At 71.9% G+C, this 26354-nt stretch carries 25 protein-coding genes; 12 read left to right on the top strand and 13 right to left on the bottom strand.

Features of this window, described 5'->3' with window-relative positions; translation table 11 throughout:
- Window positions 1-75: 75 nt before the first annotated feature.
- Window positions 76-1455 carry an alpha-lytic protease prodomain-containing protein gene (locus ACFZB3_RS05835; protein WP_391370294.1) on the top strand — a complete coding sequence of 460 codons (1380 nt, stop codon included), beginning with the start codon at window positions 76-78 and terminating at the stop codon, window positions 1453-1455.
- Between the two features lie 102 nt (window positions 1456-1557).
- On the opposite strand, the gene ACFZB3_RS05830 is transcribed toward ACFZB3_RS05835, so the two are convergent.
- Both ACFZB3_RS05830 and ACFZB3_RS05825 read right to left on the bottom strand, forming a co-directional pair.
- Window positions 1558-1713 carry a hypothetical protein gene (locus ACFZB3_RS05830; RefSeq protein ID WP_351500593.1) on the bottom strand — a complete coding sequence of 52 codons (156 nt, stop codon included), beginning with the start codon at window positions 1711-1713 and terminating at the stop codon, window positions 1558-1560.
- Window positions 1714-1866: 153 nt separating this feature from the next.
- Window positions 1867-3015, bottom strand: a complete 1149-nt coding sequence (locus tag ACFZB3_RS05825; protein WP_391370291.1) for an ROK family protein — start codon at window positions 3013-3015, stop codon at window positions 1867-1869.
- A 141-nt stretch (window positions 3016-3156) separates the two neighbouring features.
- On the opposite strand from ACFZB3_RS05825, the gene ACFZB3_RS05820 reads away from it, so the two are divergent.
- Window positions 3157-4356, top strand: coding sequence for a Gfo/Idh/MocA family oxidoreductase (locus ACFZB3_RS05820; RefSeq protein WP_391370288.1), 1200 nt, complete (start codon window positions 3157-3159; stop codon window positions 4354-4356).
- A 41-nt stretch (window positions 4357-4397) separates the two neighbouring features.
- Here the strand turns inward: ACFZB3_RS05820 and ACFZB3_RS05815 are convergent, their stop codons facing one another.
- Complete coding sequence (locus ACFZB3_RS05815) at window positions 4398-5093, bottom strand: L,D-transpeptidase family protein (protein WP_391370285.1); 696 nt, start codon at window positions 5091-5093, stop codon at window positions 4398-4400.
- A gap of 193 nt (window positions 5094-5286) precedes the next feature.
- On the opposite strand from ACFZB3_RS05815, the gene ACFZB3_RS05810 reads away from it, so the two are divergent.
- On the top strand, window positions 5287-6681 hold the full coding sequence (locus ACFZB3_RS05810) for a pyridoxal-dependent decarboxylase (RefSeq protein WP_391370282.1): 1395 nt from the start codon (window positions 5287-5289) through the stop codon (window positions 6679-6681).
- On the opposite strand, the gene ACFZB3_RS05805 is transcribed toward ACFZB3_RS05810, so the two are convergent.
- Window positions 6667-7485 carry an SDR family oxidoreductase gene (locus tag ACFZB3_RS05805; RefSeq protein WP_391370279.1) on the bottom strand — a complete coding sequence of 273 codons (819 nt, stop codon included), beginning with the start codon at window positions 7483-7485 and terminating at the stop codon, window positions 6667-6669. The two genes, ACFZB3_RS05810 and ACFZB3_RS05805, sit on opposite strands and share 15 nt — an antisense overlap.
- 50 nt (window positions 7486-7535) lie before the next feature.
- Between ACFZB3_RS05805 and ACFZB3_RS05800 the strand changes: the two genes are divergently transcribed.
- Window positions 7536-8072, top strand: a complete 537-nt coding sequence (locus ACFZB3_RS05800; protein ID WP_391370276.1) for a hypothetical protein — start codon at window positions 7536-7538, stop codon at window positions 8070-8072.
- 66 nt (window positions 8073-8138) lie between these two features.
- On the opposite strand, the gene ACFZB3_RS05795 is transcribed toward ACFZB3_RS05800, so the two are convergent.
- Window positions 8139-8768, bottom strand: coding sequence for an MBL fold metallo-hydrolase (locus ACFZB3_RS05795; RefSeq protein WP_391370273.1), 630 nt, complete (start codon window positions 8766-8768; stop codon window positions 8139-8141).
- The gene (locus tag ACFZB3_RS05790; RefSeq protein WP_391370270.1) at window positions 8768-9856 is read right to left on the bottom strand and encodes an S-(hydroxymethyl)mycothiol dehydrogenase; all 1089 of its coding nucleotides are present in this window, start codon (window positions 9854-9856) and stop codon (window positions 8768-8770) included. The genes ACFZB3_RS05795 and ACFZB3_RS05790 overlap by 1 nt, the downstream gene beginning before the upstream one ends.
- A 239-nt stretch (window positions 9857-10095) precedes the next feature.
- Between ACFZB3_RS05790 and ACFZB3_RS05785 the strand changes: the two genes are divergently transcribed.
- Together ACFZB3_RS05785 and ACFZB3_RS05780 are read left to right on the top strand one after the other, a co-directional pair.
- On the top strand, window positions 10096-11763 hold the full coding sequence (locus ACFZB3_RS05785; protein ID WP_391370267.1) for a rhodanese-like domain-containing protein: 1668 nt from the start codon (window positions 10096-10098) through the stop codon (window positions 11761-11763).
- The gene (locus ACFZB3_RS05780; RefSeq protein WP_391370264.1) at window positions 11760-12509 is read left to right on the top strand and encodes a TSUP family transporter; all 750 of its coding nucleotides are present in this window, start codon (window positions 11760-11762) and stop codon (window positions 12507-12509) included. Before ACFZB3_RS05785 ends, ACFZB3_RS05780 begins: the two co-directional genes overlap by 4 nt.
- Before the next feature lie 133 nt (window positions 12510-12642).
- Here the strand turns inward: ACFZB3_RS05780 and ACFZB3_RS05775 are convergent, their stop codons facing one another.
- Window positions 12643-12930 carry a metal-sensitive transcriptional regulator gene (locus tag ACFZB3_RS05775; RefSeq protein WP_293991319.1) on the bottom strand — a complete coding sequence of 96 codons (288 nt, stop codon included), beginning with the start codon at window positions 12928-12930 and terminating at the stop codon, window positions 12643-12645.
- Window positions 12931-13021: 91 nt separating this feature from the next.
- Between ACFZB3_RS05775 and ACFZB3_RS05770 the strand changes: the two genes are divergently transcribed.
- Both ACFZB3_RS05770 and ACFZB3_RS05765 read left to right on the top strand, forming a co-directional pair.
- Window positions 13022-13603, top strand: a complete 582-nt coding sequence (locus tag ACFZB3_RS05770) for a rhodanese-like domain-containing protein (protein WP_391370261.1) — start codon at window positions 13022-13024, stop codon at window positions 13601-13603.
- A gap of 80 nt (window positions 13604-13683) precedes the next feature.
- Window positions 13684-15450: an ABC transporter transmembrane domain-containing protein gene (locus ACFZB3_RS05765; RefSeq protein ID WP_391370259.1), complete on the top strand. Its 1767-nt coding sequence runs from the start codon at window positions 13684-13686 to the stop codon at window positions 15448-15450.
- 80 nt (window positions 15451-15530) lie between these two features.
- Here ACFZB3_RS05765 and ACFZB3_RS05760 read toward each other — a convergent pair whose 3' ends face one another.
- Complete coding sequence (locus ACFZB3_RS05760; RefSeq protein ID WP_391370256.1) at window positions 15531-15827, bottom strand: hypothetical protein; 297 nt, start codon at window positions 15825-15827, stop codon at window positions 15531-15533.
- 173 nt (window positions 15828-16000) lie between these two features.
- Here ACFZB3_RS05760 and ACFZB3_RS05755 point away from each other — a divergent pair, with 173 nt between their 5' ends.
- On the top strand, window positions 16001-16366 hold the full coding sequence (locus tag ACFZB3_RS05755) for a nuclear transport factor 2 family protein (protein WP_391370253.1): 366 nt from the start codon (window positions 16001-16003) through the stop codon (window positions 16364-16366).
- Between the two features lie 156 nt (window positions 16367-16522).
- Here the strand turns inward: ACFZB3_RS05755 and ACFZB3_RS05750 are convergent, their stop codons facing one another.
- Window positions 16523-17491, bottom strand: coding sequence for a CU044_5270 family protein (locus ACFZB3_RS05750; RefSeq protein ID WP_391370251.1), 969 nt, complete (start codon window positions 17489-17491; stop codon window positions 16523-16525).
- Window positions 17484-18026, bottom strand: coding sequence for a sigma-70 family RNA polymerase sigma factor (locus ACFZB3_RS05745; protein ID WP_391370248.1), 543 nt, complete (start codon window positions 18024-18026; stop codon window positions 17484-17486). The genes ACFZB3_RS05750 and ACFZB3_RS05745 overlap by 8 nt, the downstream gene beginning before the upstream one ends.
- 105 nt (window positions 18027-18131) lie before the next feature.
- Here ACFZB3_RS05745 and ctaD point away from each other — a divergent pair, with 105 nt between their 5' ends.
- Both ctaD and ACFZB3_RS05735 read left to right on the top strand, forming a co-directional pair.
- Entirely contained in the window at window positions 18132-19730 is a 1599-nt protein-coding gene (gene ctaD / locus ACFZB3_RS05740) for a cytochrome c oxidase subunit I (protein WP_391370246.1), read from the top strand.
- The gene (locus ACFZB3_RS05735; RefSeq protein WP_391370243.1) at window positions 19727-20062 is read left to right on the top strand and encodes a hypothetical protein; all 336 of its coding nucleotides are present in this window, start codon (window positions 19727-19729) and stop codon (window positions 20060-20062) included. The genes ctaD and ACFZB3_RS05735 overlap by 4 nt, the downstream gene beginning before the upstream one ends.
- A 102-nt stretch (window positions 20063-20164) precedes the next feature.
- On the opposite strand, the gene ACFZB3_RS05730 is transcribed toward ACFZB3_RS05735, so the two are convergent.
- A complete protein-coding gene (locus ACFZB3_RS05730; RefSeq protein WP_391370240.1) occupies window positions 20165-22144 on the bottom strand; it encodes a ricin-type beta-trefoil lectin domain protein in 1980 nt (659 codons plus the stop codon).
- Window positions 22145-22289: 145 nt separating this feature from the next.
- A complete protein-coding gene (locus tag ACFZB3_RS05725; protein WP_391370237.1) occupies window positions 22290-22955 on the bottom strand; it encodes a TetR family transcriptional regulator in 666 nt (221 codons plus the stop codon).
- A 182-nt stretch (window positions 22956-23137) separates the two neighbouring features.
- Here ACFZB3_RS05725 and ACFZB3_RS05720 point away from each other — a divergent pair, with 182 nt between their 5' ends.
- Window positions 23138-24385: a YncE family protein gene (locus ACFZB3_RS05720; protein WP_391370234.1), complete on the top strand. Its 1248-nt coding sequence runs from the start codon at window positions 23138-23140 to the stop codon at window positions 24383-24385.
- A gap of 59 nt (window positions 24386-24444) precedes the next feature.
- Here the strand turns inward: ACFZB3_RS05720 and ACFZB3_RS05715 are convergent, their stop codons facing one another.
- Complete coding sequence (locus ACFZB3_RS05715; RefSeq protein WP_391370231.1) at window positions 24445-26301, bottom strand: cellulase family glycosylhydrolase; 1857 nt, start codon at window positions 26299-26301, stop codon at window positions 24445-24447.
- Window positions 26302-26354: the final 53 nt, after the last annotated feature.

The raw sequence follows: 26354 nt of genomic DNA, 5'->3' as shown, positions 1-26354 counted from the left end.
TGGAGAGCAGGGCGCTCGACGACCGGAGGGCCCCGCGGTGCAGGCACCGCGCGTTCGGGGTTTCGGGAGCCATGGATGAGGCACGCACGACGACGGGTCGTCCGGCGGGGGACACAGCTGGCGGCGGTCGGCGGACTCCTTCTGGGAGGCGCGATGGTCACCACGGCCATGGCGAGCGAGACTCCCGGCACGTCCGCCGTCCCGTTCAGCACCGGCTCCGCGACCGAGGCCGGCGACGCCGGTGCCGCGCTGGTGGCCAAGCTCGGCACCGCGCGCACGGCGGGCAGCTGGATCGGCGCCGACGGCAAGCCGGTGGTCGCGGTCACCGACGCCGAGGCCGCCGCGGCGGTGAAGCAGGCGGGTGCGGAGCCCAAGATGGTGTCGCACAGCATGAACGAGCTGAAGGCGGCCGCCGCCACGCTGAAGGCCGCGCCGCGGGTGGCCGGTACCGCGTGGGCGGTGGACTACAAGACGAACCGGGTGATGGTGGAGGCCGACAGCACGGTCTCCGCCTCGGACTGGTCGGACCTGAGCCGGGTCGCCGCCGGCATCGGCAGTTTCGTGCAGATGCAGCGCTCCGAGGGCAAGTTCACCACCCGGCTCAACGGGGCGCAGCCCATCCTGTCGACGGGCGGCCGCTGTTCGGCGGGGTTCAACGTCACCAACGGGACGACCGACTTCATCCTCACCGCCGGTCACTGCGGTCCGGCCAACACCATCTGGTTCGACGAGGGCCAGGGCAACGACCAGCAGGTGGGCACCACGATCGACACGCAGTTCCCGGGCAACGACTTCTCGCTGATCCAGTACGCGAACGGGAAGGCCGGTGACAACCCGGACGTGGTCGCGATCGGCAACGGCCAGGGCGTGCGGATCACGGGGGCTGCCGATCCGACGGTCGGCGAGAAGGTGTTCCGCAGCGGCTCCACCAGCGGTCTGCACGACGGCACGGTGACCGCGCTGAACGCGACCGTCAACTACCCGGAGGGCACGGTCACCGGGCTCATCCAGACCAACGTGTGCGCCGAACCGGGCGACAGCGGCGGCCCGTTGTTCTCCAACGGCATCGCGCTGGGCGTGACGTCGGGCGGCAGCGGTGACTGCACCACGGGCGGGGTGACGTTCTTCCAGCCGGTGACGCGGGCGATGGCGGCGCTGAACGTGCAGCTGATCGTGACGAAGCAGGCCGCGACCGGGGGCCAGGGCGCCACGCCCGCGCCGTCCGCGTCGGCCAACCACAGCGCCATCGCGCCGAGCGCGGCCTCGCCGGGGTCGACGGCGCCGGTGACCGGGGACGACACCAGCCTGGTGGCCCGGCTCACGGACACCCGCAACGTCGGGCCGGGCCTGCTGGTGATCGGGGGCAGTCTGATCGCGCTGGTGGGTACGCGCTTCATCCGCGCGGAGCAGGACCGCAAGGCGTACCAGCGCTACTATTCGGCCACTTGGGGCTGACGGGAGCGGCGGGAGGTCTGCCGCGCGAGGTCCGACGAGAAGGGCACCCGTCCGCTGCGGGTGGGTGCCCGGGACGGGCGGTCGGGCCGACTGGCCCGGCTGCTACGGGGTTGCCGCCGCCCATTCGAGGACGAGCCGCTGGTACTCCTCGCGCTGCTCGGTGCTCAGTGTCCCGCCCGACCGGAGCCACAGGGCCCGGATCTCCTCGTTGACCTCGTCGGCCGATCGCTCGGTGACGGTTTCAACAGTGGTGGACATGGTGTGAAGCATATGCCGGTCGGCGTGAAGGCGCCGTGAGTAAGTACGACCGATACGGACATATCGGACCGTGTTACTCATCACGTCAATGTGTCAAGCACAGGCGGGAGTTCGATGCCGTCCGGCAACGGCCGCACCTGCGGAAACGGCGGTTCAGCCGCCGGCCCGGCCGAGCACCAGGACCTGGATCGCGAGGACGGCCGCGCCCCGCGCCCAGTCGTGGAAGTCGGAGACCTTGGTCTCCAGGACGAGCGGGGAGGCGAGCGGATGCCGGTGGGCGCGGACCGCCTCCCGCACCGTGTCGCCGGCCACCTCCATCAGGCCGACCCCCTCCCCGGCCAGCAGGATCTTCTGCGGCATGACGAAGTTGGCGATCTGGGCGAGCAGCGTGCCCAGCGCCCTTCCGGCCTCGCCGACCACCCGCGCGGCCATCGGCTCGCCCGCGGCGGCGCCGGCCAGGATCTCCTCGTACGACGCGTCGCGGCCGGTGGCGGCCCGGACCTGGTAGCGGATGCTGGGGATGGTGAGCAGCGACACGGCGCTGCCACGCTCGCCCTGCGGGGTGAGCGGGCCCAGGGGGTCGATGATCCAGTGCCGTCCGAAGCCGCGGTCCTCCTCGGCGCAGGGGACCCGCCTGCCGCCGAGCACCAGGCCGTAGCCGATGCCGGCACCGATGGTCAGCACCACGAAGCGGTCGAGTCCGCGGCCGGCGCCGAACCAGGTCTCGGCCTCGACCAGGGCGGCCACGTCGTTCTCCACGACGACCGGCAGCCCGGTGCGCTCCCGGACCAGCCCGGCCAGCGGGACGTCACGCCAGGACAGGTAGGGCGACTCGCCGACCACCGCGTACTCGCGCACGAACCCGCCGACGCCGATGCCGATGCCCGCGATCGCGGGGTGGCGGCCGGCGAGTTCGGCGGTCATCGCGGCCAGCAGGTCGGCGACGTGCTTGGGTTCATGGCTGGTGAGCGGCCGGTCCAGGCGGGCGACGATGTCGCTCCTGAGGCTGGTGACGACGGCGTAGACCATCTCGTCGGTGATCTTGAAGCCGAGGAAGGACCGGGACTCGGCGACCACGTCGAGCGGCTGCGAGGGCCGGCCCTGGCGCGCCTCCGCCGGGGCGCCCGCCCAGGGGGCCTCGACGAGCAGGCCGGACTCGATGAGCGGCTTGGTGAGGCGGGTGAGGCTGCCCTGGGAGAGGTTCAGCCGACGGGCCAGCTCGGTGCGCGACAGGGGGCCGTTGACGAGCACCTCGATCGCCACGGAGCGCTCCGCGGAGCTCAGCGGCAGCCAGTCGGTCACGGGATCCCTTTTCTTCCGGGGCTGAAGCAACCAAGCCACCCTACTGTGCGCCGGGTGCGCCGCATAAGCGCCCTGCTCGCACCTTTCTGACTTCCTTCCGCCCCTTGACGCCAAGATTCTTCCGCGACGAAAGTAACCCCCATGACTTTCTCACTCGGCATCGTCGGCGCCGGACAGTTCTCCGGCCAGTTCGCCACGCTGTTCCAGGCCCATCCCGGCGTCGGCGACGTGTACGTCACCGACCTGCTGCCCGAGCGGGCGGAGCAGCTCGCCACCGCCCAGGGTCTGGCGGGCACCTTCCCGTCGTACGAGGCCATGCTGGAGTCCGGCGTCGACGCGGTCGCGATCTTCACCCAGCGCTGGACGCACGGCCCGCTGGTCCTGCAGGGCCTGAACGCCGGCAAGCACGTGTACTCCGCGGTCCCCATGGCGATCACGGCCGAGGAGATCGCCGCGATCATCGACACGGTCAAGGCGACCGGCCTGACGTACATGATGGGCGAGACCAGCCAGTACAACCCGGCGACCGTGCACGCCCGCAACCAGATCGCCGAGGGCGCCTTCGGGCGGCTCTTCTACGCCGAGGGCGACTACGTCCACGACATGGACCTCGGCTTCTACGACGCCTACCGCTACAGCGGCGGCGAGAACTGGAAGTCCACCGCCAGCTATCCCCCGCTGCTCTACCCGACGCACGCGGTGGGCGGGGTGCTCGGCGCCTGGCAGACGCACGCGGTGAGCGTGTCGGCGATCGGCGTCGTGGACGACCGGGGCGACGGCGTCTTCGACAAGGAGGTCAGCCAGTTCGGCAACGACATCTCCAACGCGACCGCGCTGTTCGAGGTGGCCGGCGGCGGCTCGTTCCGCACCAACGAGTTCCGGCGGGTGGGCTACCCGTCCCACATCCGTGAGTCCCGCTTCCGGTTCTTCGGCACGGAGGCGAGCATGGAGCAGCTGGCGACGGTGGCGCTGTGGCAGGACAAGAAGGGCGTGCAGGACATCAGCGAGCTGCTGGAGCCCAAGCCCACCATGTCCCCTGACGACCCGTCGCTCCAGCACATCGCGCCGGAGCTGCGGGCCGCCTTCACCTCGGGGTCGGCACCGGTGCACGACCGGGCGCGGCTGCCGCGGGAGTTCGACGCGCTGCACAACGGGCACGAGGGCAGCCACCACTTCCTCGTGGACGACTTCGTGACCGCCGTCAACACGCGCAGCCTGCCGTCGGTCAACGCGTGGGTCGCGGCCCGCTACACCCTGCCGGGCATCATCGCGCACGAGTCCGCGCGGCAGGGCGGGGCCAGGCTGGAGATCCCGGACTTCGGGGACGCCCCGGAGAGCTGAGCCGAAGCCGCCGGCCGCGGCCGGAGCCGGGCCGGGTGCCGTCAGGTGCCCGGCTTGCGGCCGTACACGAAGACGTCGTCGCCGGTCTTCAGCAGCGACCAGTACTTCTTGGCGGTCGCGGGGGTCATGTTCACACAGCCGTGCGAGCCCGGCGGGTTCCACATGCTGAGGTTCACCGAGTGGAAGGCCTGGCCGCCGTCGAAGAACTGGCTGTAGGGCATCGGCACGTTGTAGACGGACGAGACGTGGTCGATGTCACGCCAGTAGATCTTCTTCAGACCGGTCCGGGTCTCGTACCCGTTCCGGCCGGTACGGACCGGCACCGGGCCGTAGACCAGCTTGCTGCCGTCCTGGATCCAGCTCAGCTGGAGCGTGAGGTTGACGCAGGCGATGCGGCCCTTGTTCGTCGGGCACTTGCCGTCCTTGTTGGGCTTGTTCCCGACGGCCTTCTGCTTGTTCATCAGGTCCATCACGCCCCAGGTGACGGGACCCGCGTACCCGACGGCGGGCGTGATGCCGTGCTTGTTCTGGAAGGCCTGGATCGCCTTGCAGTCGGCGGTGGACTGCTTGCCGTCGACCGGCCGCCCGAGGAACTTCTCCACCTGCTTCTGGTACGGCCCGGCCTGCGTGGTGCAGCTCGCCGCCTGCGCCGGAGCGGAGGTGAGGGCGAGCGTGAGCGGCGCCACGAGCCCGGTGACACCGAGCACGACGGCACTTCGTCTGCGTATGTCCCCCATATGACGTCTGTCTCCTTTTCCTGTGCTGTGGTCTCGTCGTACTGGACCGCCCGATGCGCGGCATTGGTTGTAGCCCGGAGCGGGCTGTGACGAAACGGTTAACTTAACCGCCGCGGCCGCCGCTTCCGGCACCGGTCCACTTACCCGGAAGTGGCCCGCGCCACAGCGTCGTGGCCGACCTAGTGTGCGGTTCATGCACCCCGCACTCGCCGGCGATCTCGCCCGGCTTCCCGAACTTCTCCAGTCCGCCCGCGACGCGGCCGCCCGTGCGGTGGCCGGGTCGGCCGAGCGGCCGGTGGCCGCGCCCGGGCCCGCACCCGCACGGGCGCCGCTGCCCGAGCGGGGGGAGGGCGGGGCCGGCGCGCTGGCCCGGTTCACCGAGCGGTGGGCGCCGGGCATGTCCGCCTCGGCCGGGCCACGCTACCTCGGTTTCGTCACCGGCGGCGTCACGCCCGCCTCCCTCACCGGCGACTGGCTGACCTCGGCCTACGACCAGAACCTGTCCGGCGACGCCGGCTCCTGGGGCGCCGCCCTGGAGCGCGAGACCGTGGCCTGGCTGGCCGGGCTGTTCGGGCTCGGCGAGGCACACAGCGGGGCGTTCGTGACCGGGGCCACGATGTCGAACACGGTCGGTCTGGCGATCGCCCGGGAGTGGCTCGGCGAACGGCTCGGCGTGGACGTCTCCCGGGCGGGCGCCGCCGCGCTCGGCCCGGTCGACGTGCTCTCCGGCAGCCCGCACTCCAGCGTCGGCAAGGCACTGTCGGTGCTCGGCATCGGCCGGGACCGGCTGCGCCCGGTGCCGCTGCTGCCCGGCAACCGGGAGGCGGTGGACGTGGCCGCGCTCGACGCGGCGCTGGCCGCACTGGCGGGGCGGCCGGCGATCGTCGTCGCCAACGCGGGCACGGTGAACACCGTCGACTTCGACGACCTGCGGGCGATCGCCGCGCTGAAGGAGCGGTACGACTTCTGGCTGCACGTGGACGCCGCGTTCGGCGCGTTCGCCGCCCTCTCCCCCGCCCACGCCCCGCTCGTCGACGGTCTCGACGCGGCCGACTCGGTCTGCGTCGACCTGCACAAGTGGCTCAACGTCCCCTACGACGCGGCCGTCCAGTTCACCCGCCGCCGCGACCTCCAGGTGGCCGTCTTCCAGAACGAGTCCCCGTACCTGGGCCCGCCCGCCGGCACCCCGGACTTCCTGCACCTCACCCCCGAGAACTCCCGCCGGATGCGGGCGCTGCCCGCCTGGTTCGCGCTGACCGCGTACGGCCGGGACGGGCACCGCGAGATCGTCGAGCGCAACGTCACCGAGGCCCGCCGCCTCGGCGCCGGCATCGAGGAGCTGCCCGCCCTGCGCCTGCTCGCCCCGGTCCGGCTCAACGTCGTCTGCTTCACCCTCGCCGAGCAGCCCACGCAGGAGCGGGTGGCCGCCCTGGCCCGCGCGGTCGCCGCGTCCGGGGAGGCGTTCCTGACGCCGACGGTGTACGGCGGGGTGCCCGCGCTGCGGGCGGCGTTCAGCAACTGGCGGACCGCCGAGGACGACACCCGGCGCGTGCTCGCCGTGCTCGCGGCCGCCTCAGCCGCTCTCTGACCCGCGCCGGGCCTCCCGGTGCGGCCGCAGCGCCGCGTGGAACCCGCCGTGCACGGCGGTGAGCCCGCCGTCGACGCTCAGCGTGGTGCCGGTGATCCAGGCGGCGTCGCGGGAGGCGAGGAAGGCGACGGCCGCGGCGACGTCCTCGGGTTCGCCGACCCGGCCGAGCGGGTACAGCGGCCGGAGGGCGTCGAGTTCGTCCTCCCGGTCCGCCCAGGCCGAGGTGCGGACCGTGCCCGGCTCGACGAGGTTGACCCGGACCCCGCGCGCGGCCGCGTGCCCGGCGAGGGTGCGGGTCAGCGAGGCGAGGCCGGCCTTGGCGGCGCTGTAGGCGTGGTTGCCGAAGTCGGCCCGGGCGTTGACCGAGCCGATGCTGACGATCGCGCCCCGGCCGGAGGCGGCGAGATACGGGAGGGCGGCCCGGCAGCAGCGGTGCACGCCGGTGAGCGTGATGTCGAGGTCGAGGGCCCAGGCGTCGTCCGGCTGGTCCTCGAAGCGGGGGACGTCCGGGGTGCAGTGCGCGGCGCAGTTCACCAGCACGTCGAGCGTGCCGAAGGCGCCGACGGCCCGCTCGACAGCCGCCTCCACCGAGTCCCGGTCGGCGACGTCGCAGGCGAACGCCGCCACCGCCAGCCCCTGTTCGCGCAGCCCGGCCGCGGTCCGCTCCGCCTCGGGCAGGTCCCGGTCGGTCGCCAGCACCCCCGCGCCCTCCTGGGCCAGCCGGCGGGCGACGGCCGCGCCGATGCCGCGGGCCGCGCCCGTGACGAGAACTCCGTGTCCGGCAAAACGAGTGAGTCCGGTCATGACGAAGACCGTACGGGCCGGACGATCAACAGGACAGATACCGTGCGCACATGACCGCGTTCCTGCAGCAACTCCCCGCCCTGATAGGCGTCGTGATCGGCGCGCTCGGTTCGTACCTCGCCGTGGTGCGGGGTGACCGGGCGCGGTTCCGCCGGGAACAGGAGGCGCGCTGGGAGGAGCGGCGGCTGACGGTGTACAGCGAATACGCGCGGGCGCTGAAGAGGACGGTGAACCTCACCTACCGCGTCTCCGCCCATCTCGGCAACGACCCGCATCCGCACCCGATCTCCCCGGCCGAGGCCGAGCCGCAGCTGGCGGCGGCCACCGACGGCCGTGACCCGGCCGGGGAGGCGCTGATCATGCTGGGCAGCCGGGAGGTGGTGGAGCAGGCACGGGCGTGGGTGACCGCGGTGATGGCCATGGAGCGGTTCATGCGCTCCGGGACGGTCGACCCGGACGCCTGGCAGGACCTGCTGGCACGGCAGCGGGCGTGCCGGGAGCGCTACTACACCGCCGTTCGCGAGGATCTCGCGCTGCCTCCGGGGCACCCGGCGCTCTGGCCGACCCGGATGGAGTCGGACGGCTGAGGAGCGTGCCGGCTTCCGCGGTGGCCGGTGGCGGGCCGTCCGCGGAAGCCGGGCGTCTCCGGCGGGTCAGTGACCGCGCGCGATCCACTCCGCCAGGTGCGGTGCCTCGGCGCCGATGGTGGTCGGGTCGCCGTGCCCGGTCAGGACCTTCGTCTCGGGCGGGAGGGTGAGCAGCTTGTCCCGGATGGAGTCGATGATCGTCGGGAAGTGCGAGTACGACCGTCCGGTCGCGCCGGGGCCGCCCTGGAAGAGGGTGTCGCCGGTGAAGACGACACCCAGGCCGGGGTCGTGGAGGCAGACGGCGCCGGGCGCGTGGCCTGGCGTGTGCAGCACGGTCAGGTCGGCGCCCGCGGCCTCGATGACCAGCCCGTCGGACAGGTGGTTGTCGGGGTCGCGGTCGGGGTGGGTGAGCTTCCACAGCGGCAGGTCGTCGGGGTGCAGCCAGATCTTGGCGCCGGTGAGGTCCGCGAGGGCGGGCGCGGCGTCGATGTGGTCGTTGTGGGCGTGGGTGCAGACGATCGCCTTCAGGACGCGGTCGTCGACCGCCTCGGCGATGGCCCGGGCGTCGTGGGCGGCGTCGATGACGATCACCTCGCGTTCGTCGCCGACGATCCAGACGTTGTTCTCGACGTCCCAGGTGCCGCCGTCGAGGGTGAACTGCCCTGAGGTGACGAGGCGTTCGATGCGTGTGGTCATCACAGCACCACCACCGAACGCAGCACGTCGCCGCCGTGCATCCGCTCGAAGGCCTTCTCCACCTCGTCGAGCCGGATGGTCTCGGTGACGAAGGCGTCCAGGGGCAGCCGCCCCTGCAGGTGCAGGTCGATCAGCATGGGGAAGTCCCGGGTGGGCAGGCAGTCGCCGTACCAGGACGACTTGAGGGCGCCGCCGCGGCCGAAGACGTCGAGGAGCGGCAGTTCCAGCTTCATGTCGGGGGTGGGTACGCCGACCAGGACGACGGTGCCGGCGAGGTCGCGGGCGTAGAACGCCTGGTTGTACGTCTCGGGGCGGCCGACCGCCTCGATGACGACGTCGGCGCCGAAGCCGCCGGTCAGCTCGCGGATCGCCTCGACGGGGTCGCTCTCGCGCGAGTTGATGCTGTGGGTGGCGCCCAGGGCGCGGGCCTTCTCCAGCTTCCGGTCGTCGATGTCGACGGCGATGATCTTCGCGGCGCCCGCGAGGCGGGACCCGGCGATCGCCGCGTCGCCGACCCCGCCGCAGCCGATCACGGCGACCGAGTCGCCCCGGCCGACGTTGCCGGTGTTGATCGCGGCGCCGATGCCCGCCATCACCCCGCAGCCGAGCAGCCCGGCGACCGCCGGGGAGACGGCCGGGTCGACCTTGGTGCACTGCCCGGCGGCGACCAGCGTCTTCTCGGCGAAGGCGCCGATGCCGAGCGCCGGGGAGAGCTCCTGCCCGGTCGAGGCGAGGGTCATCTTCTGCTTGGCGTTGTGCGTGTTGAAGCAGTACCAGGGGCGGCCGCGCAGACAGGCCCGGCACTGGCCGCACACGGCACGCCAGTTGAGGATCACGAAGTCACCGGGCGCGACGTCCGTGACGCCCTCGCCGACCGACTCCACCACCCCGGCGGCCTCGTGGCCGAGCAGGAAGGGGAACTCGTCGGTGATACCGCCCTGTTTGTAGTGCAGGTCGGTGTGACAGACCCCGCAGGCCTGCACCTGTACGACGGCTTCGCCCGGCCCCGGGTCGGGCACCACGATCGTCTCGACCCGCACGGGTTCGTCCTTGCCCGGTGCGATCACGCCGCGTACTTCCTGCGCCATGGGCCTGCCCTTTCGTCGCTCTGCTGACGTGCTGTCTTCCGACCCTACGCGGGAACGATCAGCGACGGCACGCATCGCTCGTCGCGGATCGTCGTGAATCGCCGCGGATCGTGCCGGCCGGCCGCCGGTCGTGTTCTCCGACACCTTCCCCAGATACCCCCGGGGGTACCTCTGCTACGGTGACACACATACCCCCGGGGGTAATCCACCAGGGGAATCGAGGAGAGGAGTGTGCCGTCGTGTCCTTCGTCGACACCATCGAGGTGCCCGGACTGGGCAACCGCAGCTATCTGGCGGGCGGGGCGCACGGCGCCGTCGCGGTCGATCCGCCCCGGGACGTCGACCGGGTGCTGGCGGCCGTCGCCCGGCGCGGGGTGCGGCTCACGCAGGTCGTGGAGACGCACGTGCACAACGACTACGTCTCCGGCGGCCTTGAGCTGGCCCGCCTGACCGGGGCCGCCTACGCGGTGCCGGCCGGGGCCCGGGTGGCGTACGAGCGGGTGCCGGTGGCCGACGGGGACGTGCTGGAGATCGAGGCGGGCCTCGCACTGCGCGCGCTGGCCACCCCCGGGCACACCCCGCACCACACGTCGTACGTGCTGGAGGAGACCGGGCGCGCGGTGGCCGTGTTCACCGGCGGCTCGCTGCTGATCGGCACGGTCGGCAGGCCCGACCTGGTGGAGCCCCGGCTCACCGGCGAGCTGGCCCGGGCGCAGCACGCCTCGGCGCACCGCCTGGCCGCCCAGCTGCCGGACGGGACGGCGGTGCTGCCCACGCACGGCTTCGGCAGCTTCTGCTCGGCCGGGGACGCGTCCGGCTCCGCCACCACCATCGGGCGGGAGCGGGCGGTGAACGAGGCGCTGGTCAAGGACGTCGACACGTTCGTCGCGGAGCTGCTGGCCGGGCTCGACGACGTACCGGCGTACTACGCCCACATGGGTCCGCTGAACTCCGCGGGCCCGGCCCCCGTCGACCTCACGCCGCCGCGCCGGGCGGACCCCGCGGAGATCGCGGCACGGCTGGCCGCCGGGGAGTGGGTGGTGGACCTGCGCAACCGGGTGGCGTTCGCCGAGGGGCACGTCCCGGGCGCCCTGAACTTCGAGGCCGACGGACAGCTCGCCACCCATCTGGCGTGGCTGCTGCCCTGGGGCCGGCCGGTCACGCTGCTCGCCGAGTCGGCCGCCCAGCTGGCGGCCGCCCAGCGCGAGCTGACCCGCGTCGGCGTCGACCGCCCGGCCGCGGCGGCCACGGGCGCGCCCGAGGCGTGGCTGCGCGCGGACGACCGGCCCCGCTCCTTCCCCCGGGCCACCTTCAAGGACCTGGCCGCGCGCGGCACCGCGGACGTCGTCGTCCTGGACGTGCGCCGGGACACCGAGCGGGCCGGCGGCCATCTCCGGGGTTCTGTCCACATCCCCCTGCACCAGGTGCGGGAGCGGCTGGGCGAGATACCCGGCGGCACCGTGTGGGTGCACTGCGCGGGCGGGACGCGAGCAGCTGTCGCCGCGTCGCTCCTCGACGCGGCCGGCCGCGATGTGGTCGCCGTGGACGACGGGTTCGCGGCGGCGCACGCGGCCGGACTGCCGATGGCCAGGCTCACCCCGGCCGAGGCGCGGGAGCGCACGGACGCGGACGCCGTACTGCTGGACGTCCGCGAGGCCGACGCATGGGCGGCCGGACACGCGCCGGGGGCCGTGCACGCCCCGCTGTCCGGGCTGGCGGCCGGGGCGCCGCTGCCGTCGGCCGCGGCGGACCGCCCGCTCGTCGTGATCTGCCGCTCGGGGCGGCGCTCGCGCCAGGCGGCGGCGCTGCTGACCGCCCGGGGGCTCGACGCGGTCGATGTCGTGGGCGGGATGACCGCCTGGCTCGCGGCGGGGCTCGCGGTGACCACCGAGGGCACCCCCGGATGAGCGTCCTTCTCCTCGCCCTCGGCGCCGGGGCCGTCACCGGGCTGGCGCTCGGGGCCCTGGGCGGCGGCGGCAGCGTGCTCGCCGTACCGGCGCTGATCTATCTGCTCGGCTTCACCCCGGCCGCGGCCACCACCGCCAGCCTGGTCGTGGTCACGGTCACCTCGGCCACCGCACTCGTCGGGCACGCCCGCGAGGGTGCGGTGCGCTGGCGGGCCGGGGCCGTGTTCGCGGCCGCCGGGGTCCTGCCGGCGGCGGTCGGCGGGGCGGTCTCCCGGCAGCTGCCGGCGGCGCTGCTGACCGGGGCGTTCGCGGTGCTCGCCGCCGTGGCGGCACTGCGCATGCTGCGCCCGGCGGCCGTCCGGTCCCCGGCGCGGGTACCGGCCCGGGCGTCCCGGGTGGCCGGGGCGGGCGCCGGTCTGGGCGCGGTGACCGGGGTGCTCGGGGTGGGCGGCGGGTTTCTCGCCGTACCGTCCCTGGTGAACGTCGTGGGGCTGCGGATGCGCGCGGCGATCGGCACCAGCCTGCTGGTCATCACGATCAACTCGCTCACCGCACTGGCGGCCCGCTCCGGTTCCGCGGCGGACGTCGACTGGTCGGCCGTGGGGCCGTTCGCCGGGGCCGCGGTCCTGGGCGCCTGGGACGGCAGGCGGCTCGCGGCCCGGCTCTCCGCGGGCACCCTCCAGCGGATCTTCGCCTGGGCGCTGCTCGCGGTGGCCGCGGCGATGCTGGCCGACGCGATCGGCTGACGCGCCGAGCGCTCCGCTGAAAGTGCCACGTTCTGTCGTCTGCCGACTGCGGCGCCGTCGTGGCCGGCCGCGCAGTTCCTCCCCCAGCCTTCGGCCGGGGGTACCCCCAGCGCCCCTTTCGGGGCGCTGCCGCTCAGGCCAGCGACAGGAACAGCTTCTCCAGCCGTGCCTTCATCTGCTCGGTCGTCTCACCGTCCGCCCCGCTCCGGGCGGGGTCGATGATGCACTGCTGGAGCCCCGTCGCGATGATCGCGAAGCCCGCCCGGTCCAGGGCGCGCGAGGCGGCGGCGAGCTGGGTGACCACGTCCTCGCAGTCGCGGCCCTCCTCGATCATCTTGATCACGCCGGAGATCTGCCCCTGCGCCCGGCGCAGCCGGTTCAGCACCGACTTGAGCTCGTCGCCCTCGAACTGAAGCTCCACGACCACCACTCCTCACATACCCGTAGGGGTATGTTACCCGCCCCTCGGGCGGACCTGCCGTTCATCACTGCAAGGAAGGATCGCATCCGTCATGACACCTACTCCCCCGAACCCGGATCTCACCCCCGACCAGGCCCTCGCCCGCCTGCCGGAGCTGACCGTCGTCGACGTCCGCACGCCCGCCGAGTACGCCGCCGGACATCTGCCCGGCGCCCACAACATCCCCCTGGACAGCCTGGGCCGGGCCGTGCCCACGCTGCGCGCGGCACCCGGCCGGCTCCTCCTCGTCTGCGCCTCCGGCGCCCGGGCCGAGCGCGCCCGTGCGCTCCTCGCCGGGCACGGCGTCCCGGCGGCCACCCTCACCGGCGGCACCCACGGCTGGGCCGAGCGCGGTCACGAACTGCGCCGACCGCGGGGCGAGTCCCGTGCGACCTGGGCCATGGAGCGCCAGGTGCGGTTCACCGCCGGGTCGGCGGTCCTCCTGGGCCTGGCCCTCGGGCAGTTGCACCCGGCCTGGCTGCTGCTGTCGGCAGGGGTCGCGGGCGGCCTGGTGTTCTCGGCGCTCACCGACACCTGCGGGATGGCCGCGGTCCTCTCGAAGCTGCCGCACAACCGGCCGCGCCCGGCCGACCTCGACGCGACCCTGGCGAAGCTGGGTTCCGCCCGTGGCTGACCGGGCCCCGGGGCCGGAACCGGCCGTCGTAGCCTGGGGGTCGTCGGAGGGCGCAGCCCACCGCCCGGACGAGGAGCACCGTGACCACCGCAGACGCACTTCCGACGAGCCCGCCGAAGGAACCCGTGTTCCGGCTGCTCCTCTCCTACGTACGGCCGCACCGCTGGGCCCTGCTGGCCGGCGCGGTGCTCTCGCTGGTGACGGGCGCGACCGGGCTGCTGCTGCCGCTGGTGGCCCGGGGGTTGATCGACGACCTGTCCCACGACCGTTCCATCACCGGCAAGTTGCTCGCGATGGCCGCTCTGGTGGTCGGCAACGCCGCGGTGGGCGCGCTGGGTTCGTACGTGCTGCGGCGCACCGCGGAGTCGGTGGTGCTCGGGGCCCGGCGCACTCTGTCGTCGTACCTGCTCAGGCTGCGGATCACCGCGGTGGACCGTACCGAACCCGGTGACCTGATGGCCCGGATCACCTCGGACACCACGCTGCTGCGCGAGGTCACCACGGACTCGCTGGTCGCGCTCGGCACCGGCGGACTCACCCTGGTCGCCACCGTGGTGATGATGGGGGTGGTCGATCCGGTGCTCCTTGCCGTCACCCTCGTGGTGATCGCCGCGGCGGGCACGGTGCTGGGCACGATCGTGCCGCGCATCAACCGGGCGAGCCGCCGGGCGCAGGACGCGGTCGGGGTGATGGGGGCCTCGCTGGAACGGGTGCTGGGCGCGCTGCGCACGGTGAAGGCGTCCGGCGCCGAGCACCGCGAGGAACTGGCCCTGCACGAGGCCGCCGAGGAGTCCTGGCGGCAGAGTGTGCGGGCGGCGAAGTGGTCGGCCGCGGCGGGGAACACGGCGGGGCTCGCGATGCAGTTGGCGTTCATCACGGTGCTCGCGGTGGGCGGGGCGCGGGTGGCGACCGGTGCGATCGGCGTGGGCACCCTGGTGGCGTTCCTGCTCTACGTCTTCTACCTGATGCAGCCGATCCAGCAGGTCGTCGGGGCGATCACCCAGTACCAGACCGGTGCCGGCGCGCTCGCCCGGATCCAGGAGGCGCTGCGGCTGCCCGCCGAACCACCGTCCCGGCCCGCCGAGTTGCCGTCCACGGGCACCGAACCGGCCTCGGTCGCCTTCACCGACGTACGCTTCCGTTACGCCGACGACCTGCCGTACGTCCACCACGGTGTCAGCTTCGACGTCCCCGCGCGGGGCATGACGGCGTTCGTCGGGCCGTCCGGCGCCGGCAAGACCACGGTGTTCTCGCTGATCGAGCGGTTCTACGACCCGGAGTCCGGCACGATCGCCGTGGACGGCCGACCGGTGGCTGACTGGGAGCTGCCGCTGCTGCGTTCGGCGATCGGGTACGTCGAGCAGGACGCGCCGGTGCTGTCGGGCACGCTCAGGGACAACCTGCTGCTCGGCAATCCGGAGGCGGACGAGGACGCGGTCGCACGGGTGGTGAAGACGACCCGGCTCGACGGTCTGGTCGGCCGGCTGCCGCAGGGCCTGGAGACGCTGGTCGGGCACCGGGGCACCAAGCTGTCCGGCGGGGAGCGTCAACGGGTGGCGATCGCAAGGGCGTTGCTGCGCCGTCCCCGGCTGCTGCTCCTGGACGAGGCCACCTCGCAGCTGGACGCGGTGAACGAGGCGGCGCTCCGGGACACGGTCGCCGACGTGGCGCGGTCGACGACCGTGCTGGTGGTCGCGCACCGGCTGTCGACGGTCACCATGGCGGACCGGATCGTCGTCATGGACGCGGGCCGGGTCCGCGCGGTGGGCACGCACCGGGAGCTGGTGGCGGCGGACCCGCTGTACGCGGAGCTGGCGGCGACGCAGTTCCTGGCCTCGGAGCACTGAGGACGCGGACGGGGCCGGGGCAGGAGCGGGCAACGAGGAGGGCCGCCCCTGCGCGGGACGGCCCTCGGTGTGCGGCGGGGTCAGGCTTCGATGCCCGGCAGCAGTCCCATGGCGGGCGCGGCCAGGTCGGTGAGCTGGTGCAGTTCGCCGAGCTTGTGGAGTCCGTTCAGCCCCTGCACCTGCTCCGAGACCTTCGGCATCCGGTCCCGGTACTCCGCGGGGACGTCACTGCTGGAGACCGAGTCGAGCACACCGAGCGCGGTGAGCTTCCCGGGGTGCTGCGCGCCCGCGTCGGCCGCGTTCGCCAGCGGCGCGGCGAGGCCGGTGACCCCGACGGCGAGACCGACGGCGGCGACGATACGTCGTGTTGAGATCATGTCCTCAGCAACGGCCCCGGCGCCGGGCCGGACACGGGCAGCCGGTCCCCCTCACCCGTCAGGAGGAGCGCACGGCCTGCGCTTGCCGAGCCCGGCGGGGCGGAGGAGGCTCGTGGTGAGGGGCTCGCGCGGCCCGCCCCGCATCGGGTCGCGGGCTCCCGCAGGAGGTCACCATGGGCACCGCGACGGGTTCCACGTTCGACACCGACACGCTGCGCCGGGCCGTAGAGGGGAACACCGGGAACAGTCTTCTGGCGCTCTACGCGGACGACGCGGAGATCCGCATCATCGACCGCAACACCCAGCCCAGCCACCCCAAGGTCCTGCACGGCCGCCAGGACATCGCCGCGCTGCTGGACGACGTCTACAGCCGCGACATGACGCACACGCTGGACCAGTGCATCGTCGAGGGCGACAAGGCCGCCTTCACCGAGTCCTGCGAGTACGGGGACGGGGTCCGCGTGCTCGCCGAGTCGATGATCACGCTGCGCGACGGCAAGATCGCCGAACAGATCATGATCCAGGCATGGGACGAGTAGTCGCAAGGGCCGGGAGGGTCCAGGTCAGCTCGCGGTTGACCTGGACCTTCTCGGCGCGGGCTGCGCTGGGACGCACCCGCCGCCCACGGCCGCACGCCTGCCCCGCGGTGCTGCTGCGGGCACTCCTGCGGGCCGCGCACTGCCACCGGGGAGCGGTCAGCGCATCCAGGCGCGGTACTCCATGACGTCCCCGGCCCGCACCCCGTACGCGGGGTCGTCCCGGGTGAACGTGGTCTCCAGGCCGAGTACGGCGCCGGTGGCCGGGTCCAGGATGAGCATCCGCCGGCCGCCGGTGCCCGTGTCGAGGACGTACGCCTGACCGGTGCGGCCCAGCCGGTCGGTGACCTGGCCGGCCGGCCGCAGCCCCCGCGCATCGGCGAGCAGGCCGGCCAGGGCCGCCGACTCGCGTGCGCCGAGCGTCCAGTTGTCCAGCAACTCCGCGGTGGCGTCGAGGAGTCCGGACGTGGTGAGGGTGTCGCTGTGGATCAGGTCGGTGAGGTAGGCGCGCAGCTTCGCGGGGTCGTGCGGAGGTGTGGACAGGGGCGGCGCGTCGCCCCACATCGGCGGGAACGTCTGCCGGCTGAGCACCTTGCCGTCCTCGACCCGGCCGGTGTCGGTCAGCACGGGCCGGCCCGCGTGGTCCGGGTCGGTGGCCACGACCACCTCGGTGTGCGTGCCGTCCGCCCGCCAGCGCACCACGCGCTCCTCGGGCAGGGTGACCGGCGGCCTGTCGTCGCTCATGGCCAGGCTCCAGGACTGCACATGGGTACCCCGGCGCAGCGCCGGGGAGCCGTCCGTGGCGGCCACGGCGGCGAGTTGCGCGACCTGGGCGAGCGGTACGGGGGTGGAGTGGGTGCGGACGGTCAGCGGCCGGGGTGCGGCGACGGCCGGCGCACCCGAGGGGCCGCCGAACAGCACCGTCAGCGTGGTGGCCGCCACGACGGCGGCCGCGGTCAGCCCCCACAGCAGGCGCGGCCGGAACCGGATCCGGCGGCCGGGGCGGGGGGTGTGCAGCAGCCGGGCGAGGTGCCGTTCGGCGGTGTGGTCGAGAGGGCCGTCGCCGAAGTAGGGGCCGTCGGCGGGGGCCGGGTCGGCGGCGCGCAGCAGGTCGAGTTCGTCAGCCATGGCGGTGTTCCTCGGGAAGGGCCTCGGCGGCGGGCGGGCGCAGACGGTCGATCTCGGCTCTGAGCCGGTGGCGGGCGCGGTGCAGCCGCATCGCCGCCGCCCGTTTCCCGCAGCCCAGGACGACGGCGACCTCGTCGACGCCGAGTTCCTCCCACGCCGTCAGCCGCAGCACCTCCTGGTCGGCCGGGGACAGCCGGGCGAGCGCCTCGTGCACCCAGGCGCCGGGGCGCTCGCTGCCGGGGCTGTCCACGACGTGCCGTCGGTGTGCGGTGTCGTCGTTGCCCACCCGGTCCAGGAGCCGGCGGCGTCGCCCGTACCCGCGTACCGCGTTGGCGAGGCAGTTGCGTGCCACGCCGTACAGCCAGGGCAGCGGGACGGCCGGCAGGTCGGCGCGGCGCCGCCAGGCCACCGTGAACACCTCCGCCACCACTTCCTCCACCTCGCCGGTCCGCCCGTCCAGTCGCCGCGCGACATAGCGGCTGACCGCCCAGTAGTGCTCGCGATAGGCAGCGGCGAAGATCTCGTCGTTGCTCATGTCCCGTTCCTGTCCGGCACCTGCCCGATCGTCACACCCGTTTCCGTGACGCTCGTCGCATCCGCCGAGTGTGACCGGCGGGCACAGCCCGGACACAGGCGGGGCATGCGGAACCTCAAGTGGCTCACGACCACGGATCACAAGACGATCGGGACGCTGTACCTGGTCACAGCGTTCGCGTTCTTCCTCCTCGGCGGGGTGACGGCCCTGCTGATGCGCGCCGAACTGGCCCGCCCGGGCCTCCAGATCATGTCGAACGAGCAGTTCAACCAGGCGTTCACGATGCACGGCACGATCATGCTGCTGATGTTCGCGACGCCGCTGTTCGCGGGCTTCGCGAACTGGATCATGCCGCTCCAGATCGGCGCCCCGGACGTGGCCTTCCCGCGCCTGAACATGCTGGCCTACTGGCTCTACCTGCTCGGCTCCACCATCGCGGTCGGCGGCTTCCTCACCCCGCAGGGCGCGGCCGACTTCGGCTGGTTCGCCTACGCACCGCTGTCGGACGCGGTCCGCTCGCCGGGCGCCGGCACCGACATGTGGATCATGGGGCTGGCCCTCTCCGGCTTCGGCACCATCCTCGGCGCGGTCAACTTCATCACCACGATCATCTGCATGCGCGCACCCGGCATGACGATGTTCCGGATGCCGATCTTCGTCTGGAACGTCCTGCTGACGGCGCTGCTGGTCCTGCTGGCCTTCCCCGTCCTCGCCGCCGCCCTGTTCGCCCTGGAGGCGGACCGCAAGTTCGGCGCCCACGTCTTCGACGCGGCGAACGGCGGAGCACTGCTCTGGCAGCATCTCTTCTGGTTCTTCGGCCACCCCGAGGTGTACATCATCGCGCTGCCGTTCTTCGGCATCGTCTCGGAGGTCATCCCGGTCTTCTCCCGCAAGCCGATGTTCGGCTACCTCGGCCTGGTGGGGGCGACCATCGCCATCGCCGGCCTCTCGGTGACCGTATGGGCCCACCACATGTACGTCACGGGAGGCGTGCTCCTCCCCTTCCTCTCCTTCATGACCTTCCTGATCGCCGTCCCGACGGGGGTGAAGTTCTTCAACTGGATCGGCACGATGTGGCAGGGCTCGCTGTCCTTCGAGACACCCATGCTCTGGACCACGGGCTTCCTGGTGACCTTCGTCTTCGGCGGCCTGACCGGCGTGATGCTCGCGTCCCCGCCGATCGACTTCCACGTCTCCGACTCGTACTTCGTCGTCGCCCACTTCCACTACGTGGTCTTCGGTACGGTCGTCTTCGCGATGTTCGCCGGATTCCACTTCTGGTGGCCCAAGTTCACGGGCAGGATGCTGGACGAGCGGCTCGGCAAGATCACCTTCTGGACCCTGTTCACCGGCTTCCACGGCACGTTCCTGGTCCAGCACTGGCTGGGCGCCGAGGGCATGCAGCGCCGGATCCCCGACTACCTGGCGGCCGAGGGCCTCACCACGCTCAACACGGTCTCGACGGTCTTCTCGTTCCTGCTGGGCTCGTCGCTGCTCCCGTTCTTCTACAACGTCTGGAAGACGGCCAGGTACGGGGAGAAGGTCGAGTCGGACGACCCGTGGGGCTACGGCCGCTCCCTGGAGTGGGCGACCTCCTGCCCGCCCCCGCGCCACAACTTCGTCACCCTCCCCCGCATCCGCAGCGAGTCCCCGGCGTTCGACCTGCACCATGCCCCCGTGGAGCGCGAGTTGAGCGCACGATGACGGCGAGGGAGGAGGAACGGGCACTGGTCAACCAGATCGAGGGGCATCTGCTGCTGGCAGCGACCAGGGAGGAGGGGCGCAGGGTGGCGGCGCGACTGACCGACGGCATCGGCTGGCTCACGGACTCTCAACGGGCCGACCTGGAGCGATATTTCGAAGCGGAGTACCTGGACCTGGCCAGAGCGTCCTGGTACCGCACTGCGGAACGCGGCGAACAACTGAGACGTGAGTACGACACCAGATACCGGTCGCTACGCCGGCGCATCTTGGCCTGCTTCCTGCTGACCTGCGCAATGCTGACGGCAACGACTCTGCTGACGCTGACTACATGAGCGCGCCCCAAAGGGGCGCGGGGCTGTGACTGATATGCGGCTGCCGCCGCGTGTGCGCGACCAGCCACAGCCCACCCGCACCCGACCGACTACCGACTCAGCTCAGCTCTGACTCCACTGCTGGTTGGTCCCCCCGTTGCAGGCCCACAGCACCAGCGAGGTCCCGTTGCTCGTGGCCGCCCCGTACGCGTCCAGGCACAACCCGGCGTTGACGTTCGTGATCGTCCCGTCCGAGTTGACGTTCCACTTCTGGTTGTTCTGCCCGTTGCAGTCCCAGATGACGACCTTGGTGCCGTTGGTCGTGCCCTGGTTGTAGGCATCGAGGCACTTGTTGCCGTACACCACGAACTCCTTGCGCGAGGTGTACGTCCACGCCTGGTTCTGGCCGCCGTTGCAGTCCCAGATCTCGGCCTGGGTGCCGTTGGTGATGGTGTTGTTGTAGACGTCGGCACAGCGGCTGGAGGCCTTGCCCACGACGAGTGTGCCGTTGGTGCCGGGGATCGGGCTCACCGCGATCGAGCCGAGCGACGGCAGCGAACTCCCGGTGAACGTGAGTGAGTTGCCCGACCCCTTGCTCAGGTCGACCTGCACGGACACGGTGCCCTGCGCGGATCCCGTCGGCGGGAAGGAGACCGTGGTCGCGGTCTGGCCGTTGACCTGGAGGGTGCCGGTGACTGCGGTGGAGCCGGTGTTGGTGTAGGCGACGTCGACGACGTCCAGGCCGGTGCTCGCGGCGCCGACACCGGTGTACTTGCCGGTGGAGGACGCGCCGTAGCTGGTGCTCGCCGCCTCCGTGCCGCCGCTGACCTTGAGCATCACCGAGCCGCCGGCCGGCACGCTGGCGGTGTAACTCGTCGCGTACGAGCCGAGGTTCGTCTGCGCCCACAGGTCGCGGACCGTCGCGGAGGCGCCGGTCAGGCCGAGGTCGGACCAGCGGGCGGTGATGTTCGCGGCGGCGGAGGTGCGGTTGAGCAGCACGACCGCGCGACTGCCGGTGCCGGCCAGGACCTTGCTGTAGACCTGCAGACCGGTGGTGTCCTCGGCGACCTTGACGCCCTGCAGCCCCCGCGCGTCCTGGTCGACGGCGACGACGTCGGAGTTCTTGAGGATGGCGGCCGTCTCGCTGGTCATCGTGGTGAGGTCGTTGCCGGCGAGCAGCGGGGCGCCGGAGATCGCCCACAGGGCCATGTGGGTGCGGTTCTGGGCCGCCGTGAGGCCGGACATGCCGACGGTGAGCATGTCGGGGTCGTTGTAGTAGCCGGTGTGCTGGGCGGCCGGGTGCAGGGTCTGGTCGAAGTTGGACAGCACCGCCGACTGCGACGCCGTGCCGCCGTAGTAGTAGATGTCCGTGCTGGTCCGCCACATGGGGGCGAGGCCCGTCGCCCAGTTCCAGGTGTTCTGGTAGCCCCAGTTGCAGATGGACAGGGTCAGCGGGCGGCCGGTGGTGGCGCCGGCCGTGGCGACGGCCGAGCTGATCGACTTGTAGGTGGTGGCCGCGTCCAGGCCCTCGGCGTCGCCGCCGCACCAGTCGACCTTCACGAAGTCGAAGCCCCACTCGGAGAACTGGAGCATGTCCTGGGCGTAGTGCCCCTCGCTGCCGGTGTCGGCGGCGGCGGGGCGGCCGGTCGGGTAGTAGTAGCCGCAGCCGTTCGCGCCCGCGTCGGTGTAGATGCCGGCCTTCAGGCCCTTGCTGTGGATGTAGTCGGCGATGGCGCTCATGCCACCGGGCCACTCACCGGTGTCGACGGTGATGTTGCCGGCACTGTCCCTGGTGCCCTGCCACCAGCCCTCGTCGATGTTGATGTACTTGTAGCCGGCGGCCGGGAGGCCGGCCGCGACGAACGCGTCGACCTGCGCCTTGATGACGTCGTAGTCGATCTTCGCCGCGAAGCTGTTCCAGGAGGCCCAGCCCATCGGGGCGGTGGGCACCGAGACCTGCGGAACCGTCGCCGCCCGGGCCGGGCCCGGGGCGGCGAAGAGCAGCGCGGCCGCGGCCGTCAGGGTCAGGGCGAGGGCGCGTACGGCGGCGGCCCACAGGTGTCGTACGAGACCGCTGCCGGTCGATCTGGGCGGGGGGTACATGCGGCTCCTTCACGGGGGTGCGCCAGGACATTCGATCCACATGTTCGTGATTTCGAACATGGATCGGCCTTTCGAACATGTCGCGCGCCGACCGTAGAGCTGCCAGGGGATGGAGTCAACGGGTGTGACAAAGGCGAACCGGCGCCTACCGCACGCCTCCTGGCGTCCACCCCTCCGGCCGCAGGATCCCCACCAGCAACCGCACCAGCTCCTCCACGACCTCGTCCAGACTCGCCTCCACCCGGCCCGCACTCCAGTCGTGCAGCAACCCGTTCACGCTGCCGATGAAGGCCGCGGCGGCCAGCCGGTAGTCCCGCGGGGCCGCGTCGCCACGCGCAACGGCCGCGTTCGCCTCGGTGCATATCAGGTCCACCCACCGCGCCCGCCGCGCCAGCCGCTGCTCCTCCAGCCGCGGACTGACCCCGATGATCTCGACGAAGGCGATACGGATCCGGCGGGGGTCGGAGGTCACGTCACGGGCGTAGGCGCGGAACAGCACCGTCACCCGTTCCACCAGCGGCAAGGGCTCCGCCTCCGCGAACGCGCCCCGCACCGCTTCCTCCGCCCACCCGTTGACCTCCAGATGCAGCGCCGCGAGCACGTCCTCCAGCGTATGGAACTCCTCGTAGAACTGACGGGTCGACAGACCCGCCGCCTGGCTCAGCGCGGCGACGGTCGTGGCACGGAACCCCGGTGCCTCGCCGAAGAGTTGGAGCGCCGCCGCCAGGAAGCGCCGCCGCCGGTCGGCCTTGCGTTCCGCGGCGGAGCGGCCGCCGTAGCGACCCGTCGGTGCCTTGAGCCTGCCCGCCAAGATTGCCCCCTCCGTCGACCGCCCGATGGCCAATTTTCTCGCGTACGCCTCTTGTGGACTCAGCCACCCCCTCCTTACTTTTCAGTAAGTTCACTTTGAACGCGCCTGTGTTCAGATTTCGTGACCCGTCGACCGCGCGGGCACGGGCGCGTCCCCACCCCCCTTCAGAGGAGAGAGCAGCCATGCCTGCCTTCAGACCCAGGCACCTTTGCTCCGTAGCCGCCGCCCTCGTCCTGACCGTCGCCGCACCCGCGACCGCCGCCACCGCCGCGGCCGACGCGTCCCTGCGCGAGGTCTTGTTCGTCGGCAACAACTGGGACGGCACCGCGACCGTCCTGAACTCGACCGGCGACTTCGCCAAGGTCGGCCAGCTCAACGTCGTCCCCGACAAGGACGCGCGGATCGCCGAGATCAACGCCGACCCCATCAAGTGGATCTACTACACGTCGATCCGCAACGAGGTCGGCCAGGGCCACGACCAGTACGTGGACGACATGTACTCCACGCCGGACGGGAAGTCCGTGGTCGTCTCGCGCCCGAGCTTCGCCGACGTCGTCTCCATCGACCTCGCCACCGACACGATCAACTGGCGCTTCCCGGTGGCCGGTTACCGCGCCGACCACATGGCCGTCTCGCCCGACGGCACGAAGGTCGCGGTCTCGGCGTCCACCGCGAACAAGGTGCAGGTGCTGGACATCAACACCGGCAAGGAGCTGGGCGAGTTCGCCACCGGCGACAAGCCGCACGAGAACGTCTTCAGCCCCGACGGCAAGTACATCTGGAACATGTCGATCGGCGAGGTCACCACCTCGCTCGACGACCCGATCTGGGACTGGACGAAGGGCGACCGGCACATCACCGTCGCGGACGCCACGACCTACAAGCAGGTCAAGACCATCGACATGCGGGCCCGGCTGGACGCGATCGGCCTGACGGACTTCTCGGACGCGGTCCGGCCCGCGGCCTTCACGCCCGACTGGTCGAAGATGTACTTCCAGGTGTCGTTCTTCAACGGCTTCCTGGAGTACGACATCGCCACCGACAAGATCACCCGGGTGAAGACGCTGCCGGCGAACCCGGCGACCAGCACCGACCGCACCACCTGGCTCCTCGACTCGCGCCACCACGGCATCTCGATGAAGCCGGACGGCACCAAGCTGTGCGTCGCCGGGACGATGGACAACTACGCGACGGTCGTGGACCGGGCCACTCTCCAGGAGGGCCCGCTCGTCACCGCGTCCACGCCCTACTGGGCGACCGTGAGCGGCGACGGCAAGGACTGCATCATCTCGGAGGCCGGTGCCGACCAGGTGACGGCCATCGACTTCGGCACCGGTCAGAAGGTGCTCTCCGTACCGGTGGGCGACCACCCGCAGCGCGTCCGGCTCGGCCATGTGCAGGCCGACTGGACAGGTGCGTCGGGTAGTTGACCATCCATCAGGTACTTCGGCCTCCGGAATGCGCGGCACTCCGGAGGCCGAAGCACTGCTCAGAACTTCGCCGCCACCCAGGCGGCCAGTTCCGCCTTGGCCGCGGTGAGCACGGTGGAGCCGGGTGAGGTCGCCCCGTTGGTCACCAGCGCGAAGTGCAGCACGCCGGAGTCCGAGTCGGTGAGCAGCAGTCGGCGGCTGCCCGTCCCACCCGGTTCCGCCGCCACGCCGACCGGGGTCGAGGACGTGTAGGCCGGGGGCCCGTAGGAGGTGCCCAGGTCGGAGACGACGGTGGTGGAAGCGGTCGCGAAGGAGGCCGGGAGATGCAGTTCGGTCGGTGCGGTGGCGCTGCCGGAGCGCCAGACCTGGACGGCGTACTGTCCGGAGCCGACCAGCGCGGCCACGTTCGGCAGCGAGCTGGGCACCGGGTTCCAGGTCAGGGTCGTGGAGCCGTCCCGGGAGCGGTCCTCGTAGCTGAAGGCGAGGGTGGAGCCGGAGGTGGCGGACGGGTAGACCCGGTCGAGCAGCCGGGCGTCCTGACGGAGCGTCACGGTGCCCGAGTCGGTCATGTTCACGGCCGACATGTCCTCGTCGTTCCAGGCGTCGCCGGAGGTGAGGACCTTGTCCGGGTTGTCGTTCATCAGCTCGTGGTGGCGGCCGCTGTAGATGTCCCACTGCCACTGGGTGCCGGAGAGGACCGGTCCGGAGGAGGCCGGGGTGGACCACCAGTTGGCCCCGGAGAGGCGGGAGTCGAGGGCCTGGTACATCGCCTTGTCGACGGTCGGTGCCTTGCCCGCGGTGGTGCCGGCCAGCGGATGCCCGAACTCGCTGACGACGGCCGTGGTTCCGGCCGCCGAGGCGCGGTCGCGGATGGTGCCGAAGTCGGTGGAGTACTGGCCGTCGGAGGCGTTGCCCCACATGAGGATGCCGGAGATCGCCTTCTGGTCGTAGAAGTGGGTGTTGAAGACGTAGCGCGAGCCGAGCGTGCCCGCGTCCAGCAGGCCGCCCTCCTCCTTGGTGACGTTGCCGTTCCAGAAGAGGTTCGGTTCGACGAGGGCGGGCTTGCTGCTCCAGCCGGCCGCGTCCATCCGGGCGCGGAACTTCTGGTAGAAGGGCCACAGCCGGTTCTGCTCCCAGGTGCGGGAGGCCTCGCCGGAGTCGTAGGAGCCGGCGTACGGCTCGTTGTACGGGTCGAAGCCGACCACACCGGCGAACTCGTCGGACGTCAGGTGCTGGGCCAGGTAGGTCATGGTGGTCTGGGCGGTGGCCAGGAAGGCGTCCTGGAGGCCGTAGTTGTTGTGCCAGAAGTCGTACTGGGCGTCCTGGACGGCCGCGTTCTGGGTGATGTTCTGGCCCCAGAGGAAGCAGATGCCGCAGTACTCGGTCGGATAGTCGCCGAGCGCCACCGCCCATTCGGGGGCGCCGTCGCCCGTGTACCAGCTGCCCGAGTTGAACAGGTAGCGGGAGTACAGGTCCTGGTGGAAGTCGGGGAAGACGCGGATGCCGGCGTCGAGGAACGCCTGCATCTGCGCGGTCGCGTTGGCCAGGTAGGTGGTGTCGACCTGGCCCTGGACGGGTTCGGCGTGCGCCCAGGAGAGCAGGAAGCGCACGGCGTTGCCGCCGCCGAGGGCGCGCAGCGCGGTGGCGGACTTCTTCGCGTCGGCGACCGAGGCGAAGGGCAGGCCGCTGTTCTCCTCCAGCTTGGTCTCGCCCGAGACGTTGTAGCCGCGCAGCACGACCTCACGGCCCTGGCCGTCGACGAAACGGCCGTTCTGCACGGTGAGCGCGGTGCCGTCGAACGGGAGGGAGCCGGACGGGGTGGCTGCGGTGGCGGACGGGGCGCCCGCCACCGCGAGGAATCCGCAGAGGACAACCAGGACAACGATCAGTCGTGCCCGGATATTCGTCATGTCCATTACAGTCCGGTGATTTCCGGACACAGTCAATACTTCTGACTCACGAGTAAGTT

The sequence above is a fragment of the Streptomyces sp. NPDC008092 genome (assembly GCF_042957285.1).
Taxonomy (GTDB): domain Bacteria; phylum Actinomycetota; class Actinomycetes; order Streptomycetales; family Streptomycetaceae; genus Streptomyces.
This window is presented reverse-complemented; position numbering and strand designations above follow the sequence as displayed.

Excerpts from the sequence above, each read along its gene's own strand:
- ACFZB3_RS05830 (WP_351500593.1), bottom strand. The coding sequence starts at position 1,713 with ATGTCCACCACTGTTGAAACCGTCACCGAGCGATCGGCCGACGAGGTC.
- ACFZB3_RS05815 (WP_391370285.1), bottom strand. The coding sequence starts at position 5,093 with ATGGGGGACATACGCAGACGAAGTGCCGTCGTGCTCGGTGTCACCGGG.
- ACFZB3_RS05730 (WP_391370240.1), bottom strand. The coding sequence starts at position 22,144 with ATGTACCCCCCGCCCAGATCGACCGGCAGCGGTCTCGTACGACACCTG.
- ACFZB3_RS05780 (WP_391370264.1), top strand. The coding sequence starts at position 11,760 with ATGAGCGTCCTTCTCCTCGCCCTCGGCGCCGGGGCCGTCACCGGGCTG.
- ACFZB3_RS05750 (WP_391370251.1), bottom strand. The coding sequence starts at position 17,491 with ATGGCTGACGAACTCGACCTGCTGCGCGCCGCCGACCCGGCCCCCGCC.
- ACFZB3_RS05835 (WP_391370294.1), top strand. The coding sequence starts at position 76 with ATGAGGCACGCACGACGACGGGTCGTCCGGCGGGGGACACAGCTGGCG.
- ACFZB3_RS05805 (WP_391370279.1), bottom strand. The coding sequence starts at position 7,485 with ATGACCGGACTCACTCGTTTTGCCGGACACGGAGTTCTCGTCACGGGC.
- ACFZB3_RS05755 (WP_391370253.1), top strand. The coding sequence starts at position 16,001 with ATGGGCACCGCGACGGGTTCCACGTTCGACACCGACACGCTGCGCCGG.
- ACFZB3_RS05790 (WP_391370270.1), bottom strand. The coding sequence starts at position 9,856 with ATGGCGCAGGAAGTACGCGGCGTGATCGCACCGGGCAAGGACGAACCC.
- ACFZB3_RS05820 (WP_391370288.1), top strand. The coding sequence starts at position 3,157 with ATGACTTTCTCACTCGGCATCGTCGGCGCCGGACAGTTCTCCGGCCAG.
- ACFZB3_RS05745 (WP_391370248.1), bottom strand. The coding sequence starts at position 18,026 with ATGAGCAACGACGAGATCTTCGCCGCTGCCTATCGCGAGCACTACTGG.
- ACFZB3_RS05770 (WP_391370261.1), top strand. The coding sequence starts at position 13,022 with ATGACACCTACTCCCCCGAACCCGGATCTCACCCCCGACCAGGCCCTC.
- ACFZB3_RS05720 (WP_391370234.1), top strand. The coding sequence starts at position 23,138 with ATGCCTGCCTTCAGACCCAGGCACCTTTGCTCCGTAGCCGCCGCCCTC.
- ACFZB3_RS05735 (WP_391370243.1), top strand. The coding sequence starts at position 19,727 with ATGACGGCGAGGGAGGAGGAACGGGCACTGGTCAACCAGATCGAGGGG.
- ACFZB3_RS05715 (WP_391370231.1), bottom strand. The coding sequence starts at position 26,301 with ATGGACATGACGAATATCCGGGCACGACTGATCGTTGTCCTGGTTGTC.
- ACFZB3_RS05810 (WP_391370282.1), top strand. The coding sequence starts at position 5,287 with ATGCACCCCGCACTCGCCGGCGATCTCGCCCGGCTTCCCGAACTTCTC.
- ctaD (WP_391370246.1), top strand. The coding sequence starts at position 18,132 with ATGCGGAACCTCAAGTGGCTCACGACCACGGATCACAAGACGATCGGG.
- ACFZB3_RS05760 (WP_391370256.1), bottom strand. The coding sequence starts at position 15,827 with ATGATCTCAACACGACGTATCGTCGCCGCCGTCGGTCTCGCCGTCGGG.
- ACFZB3_RS05795 (WP_391370273.1), bottom strand. The coding sequence starts at position 8,768 with ATGACCACACGCATCGAACGCCTCGTCACCTCAGGGCAGTTCACCCTC.
- ACFZB3_RS05800 (WP_391370276.1), top strand. The coding sequence starts at position 7,536 with ATGACCGCGTTCCTGCAGCAACTCCCCGCCCTGATAGGCGTCGTGATC.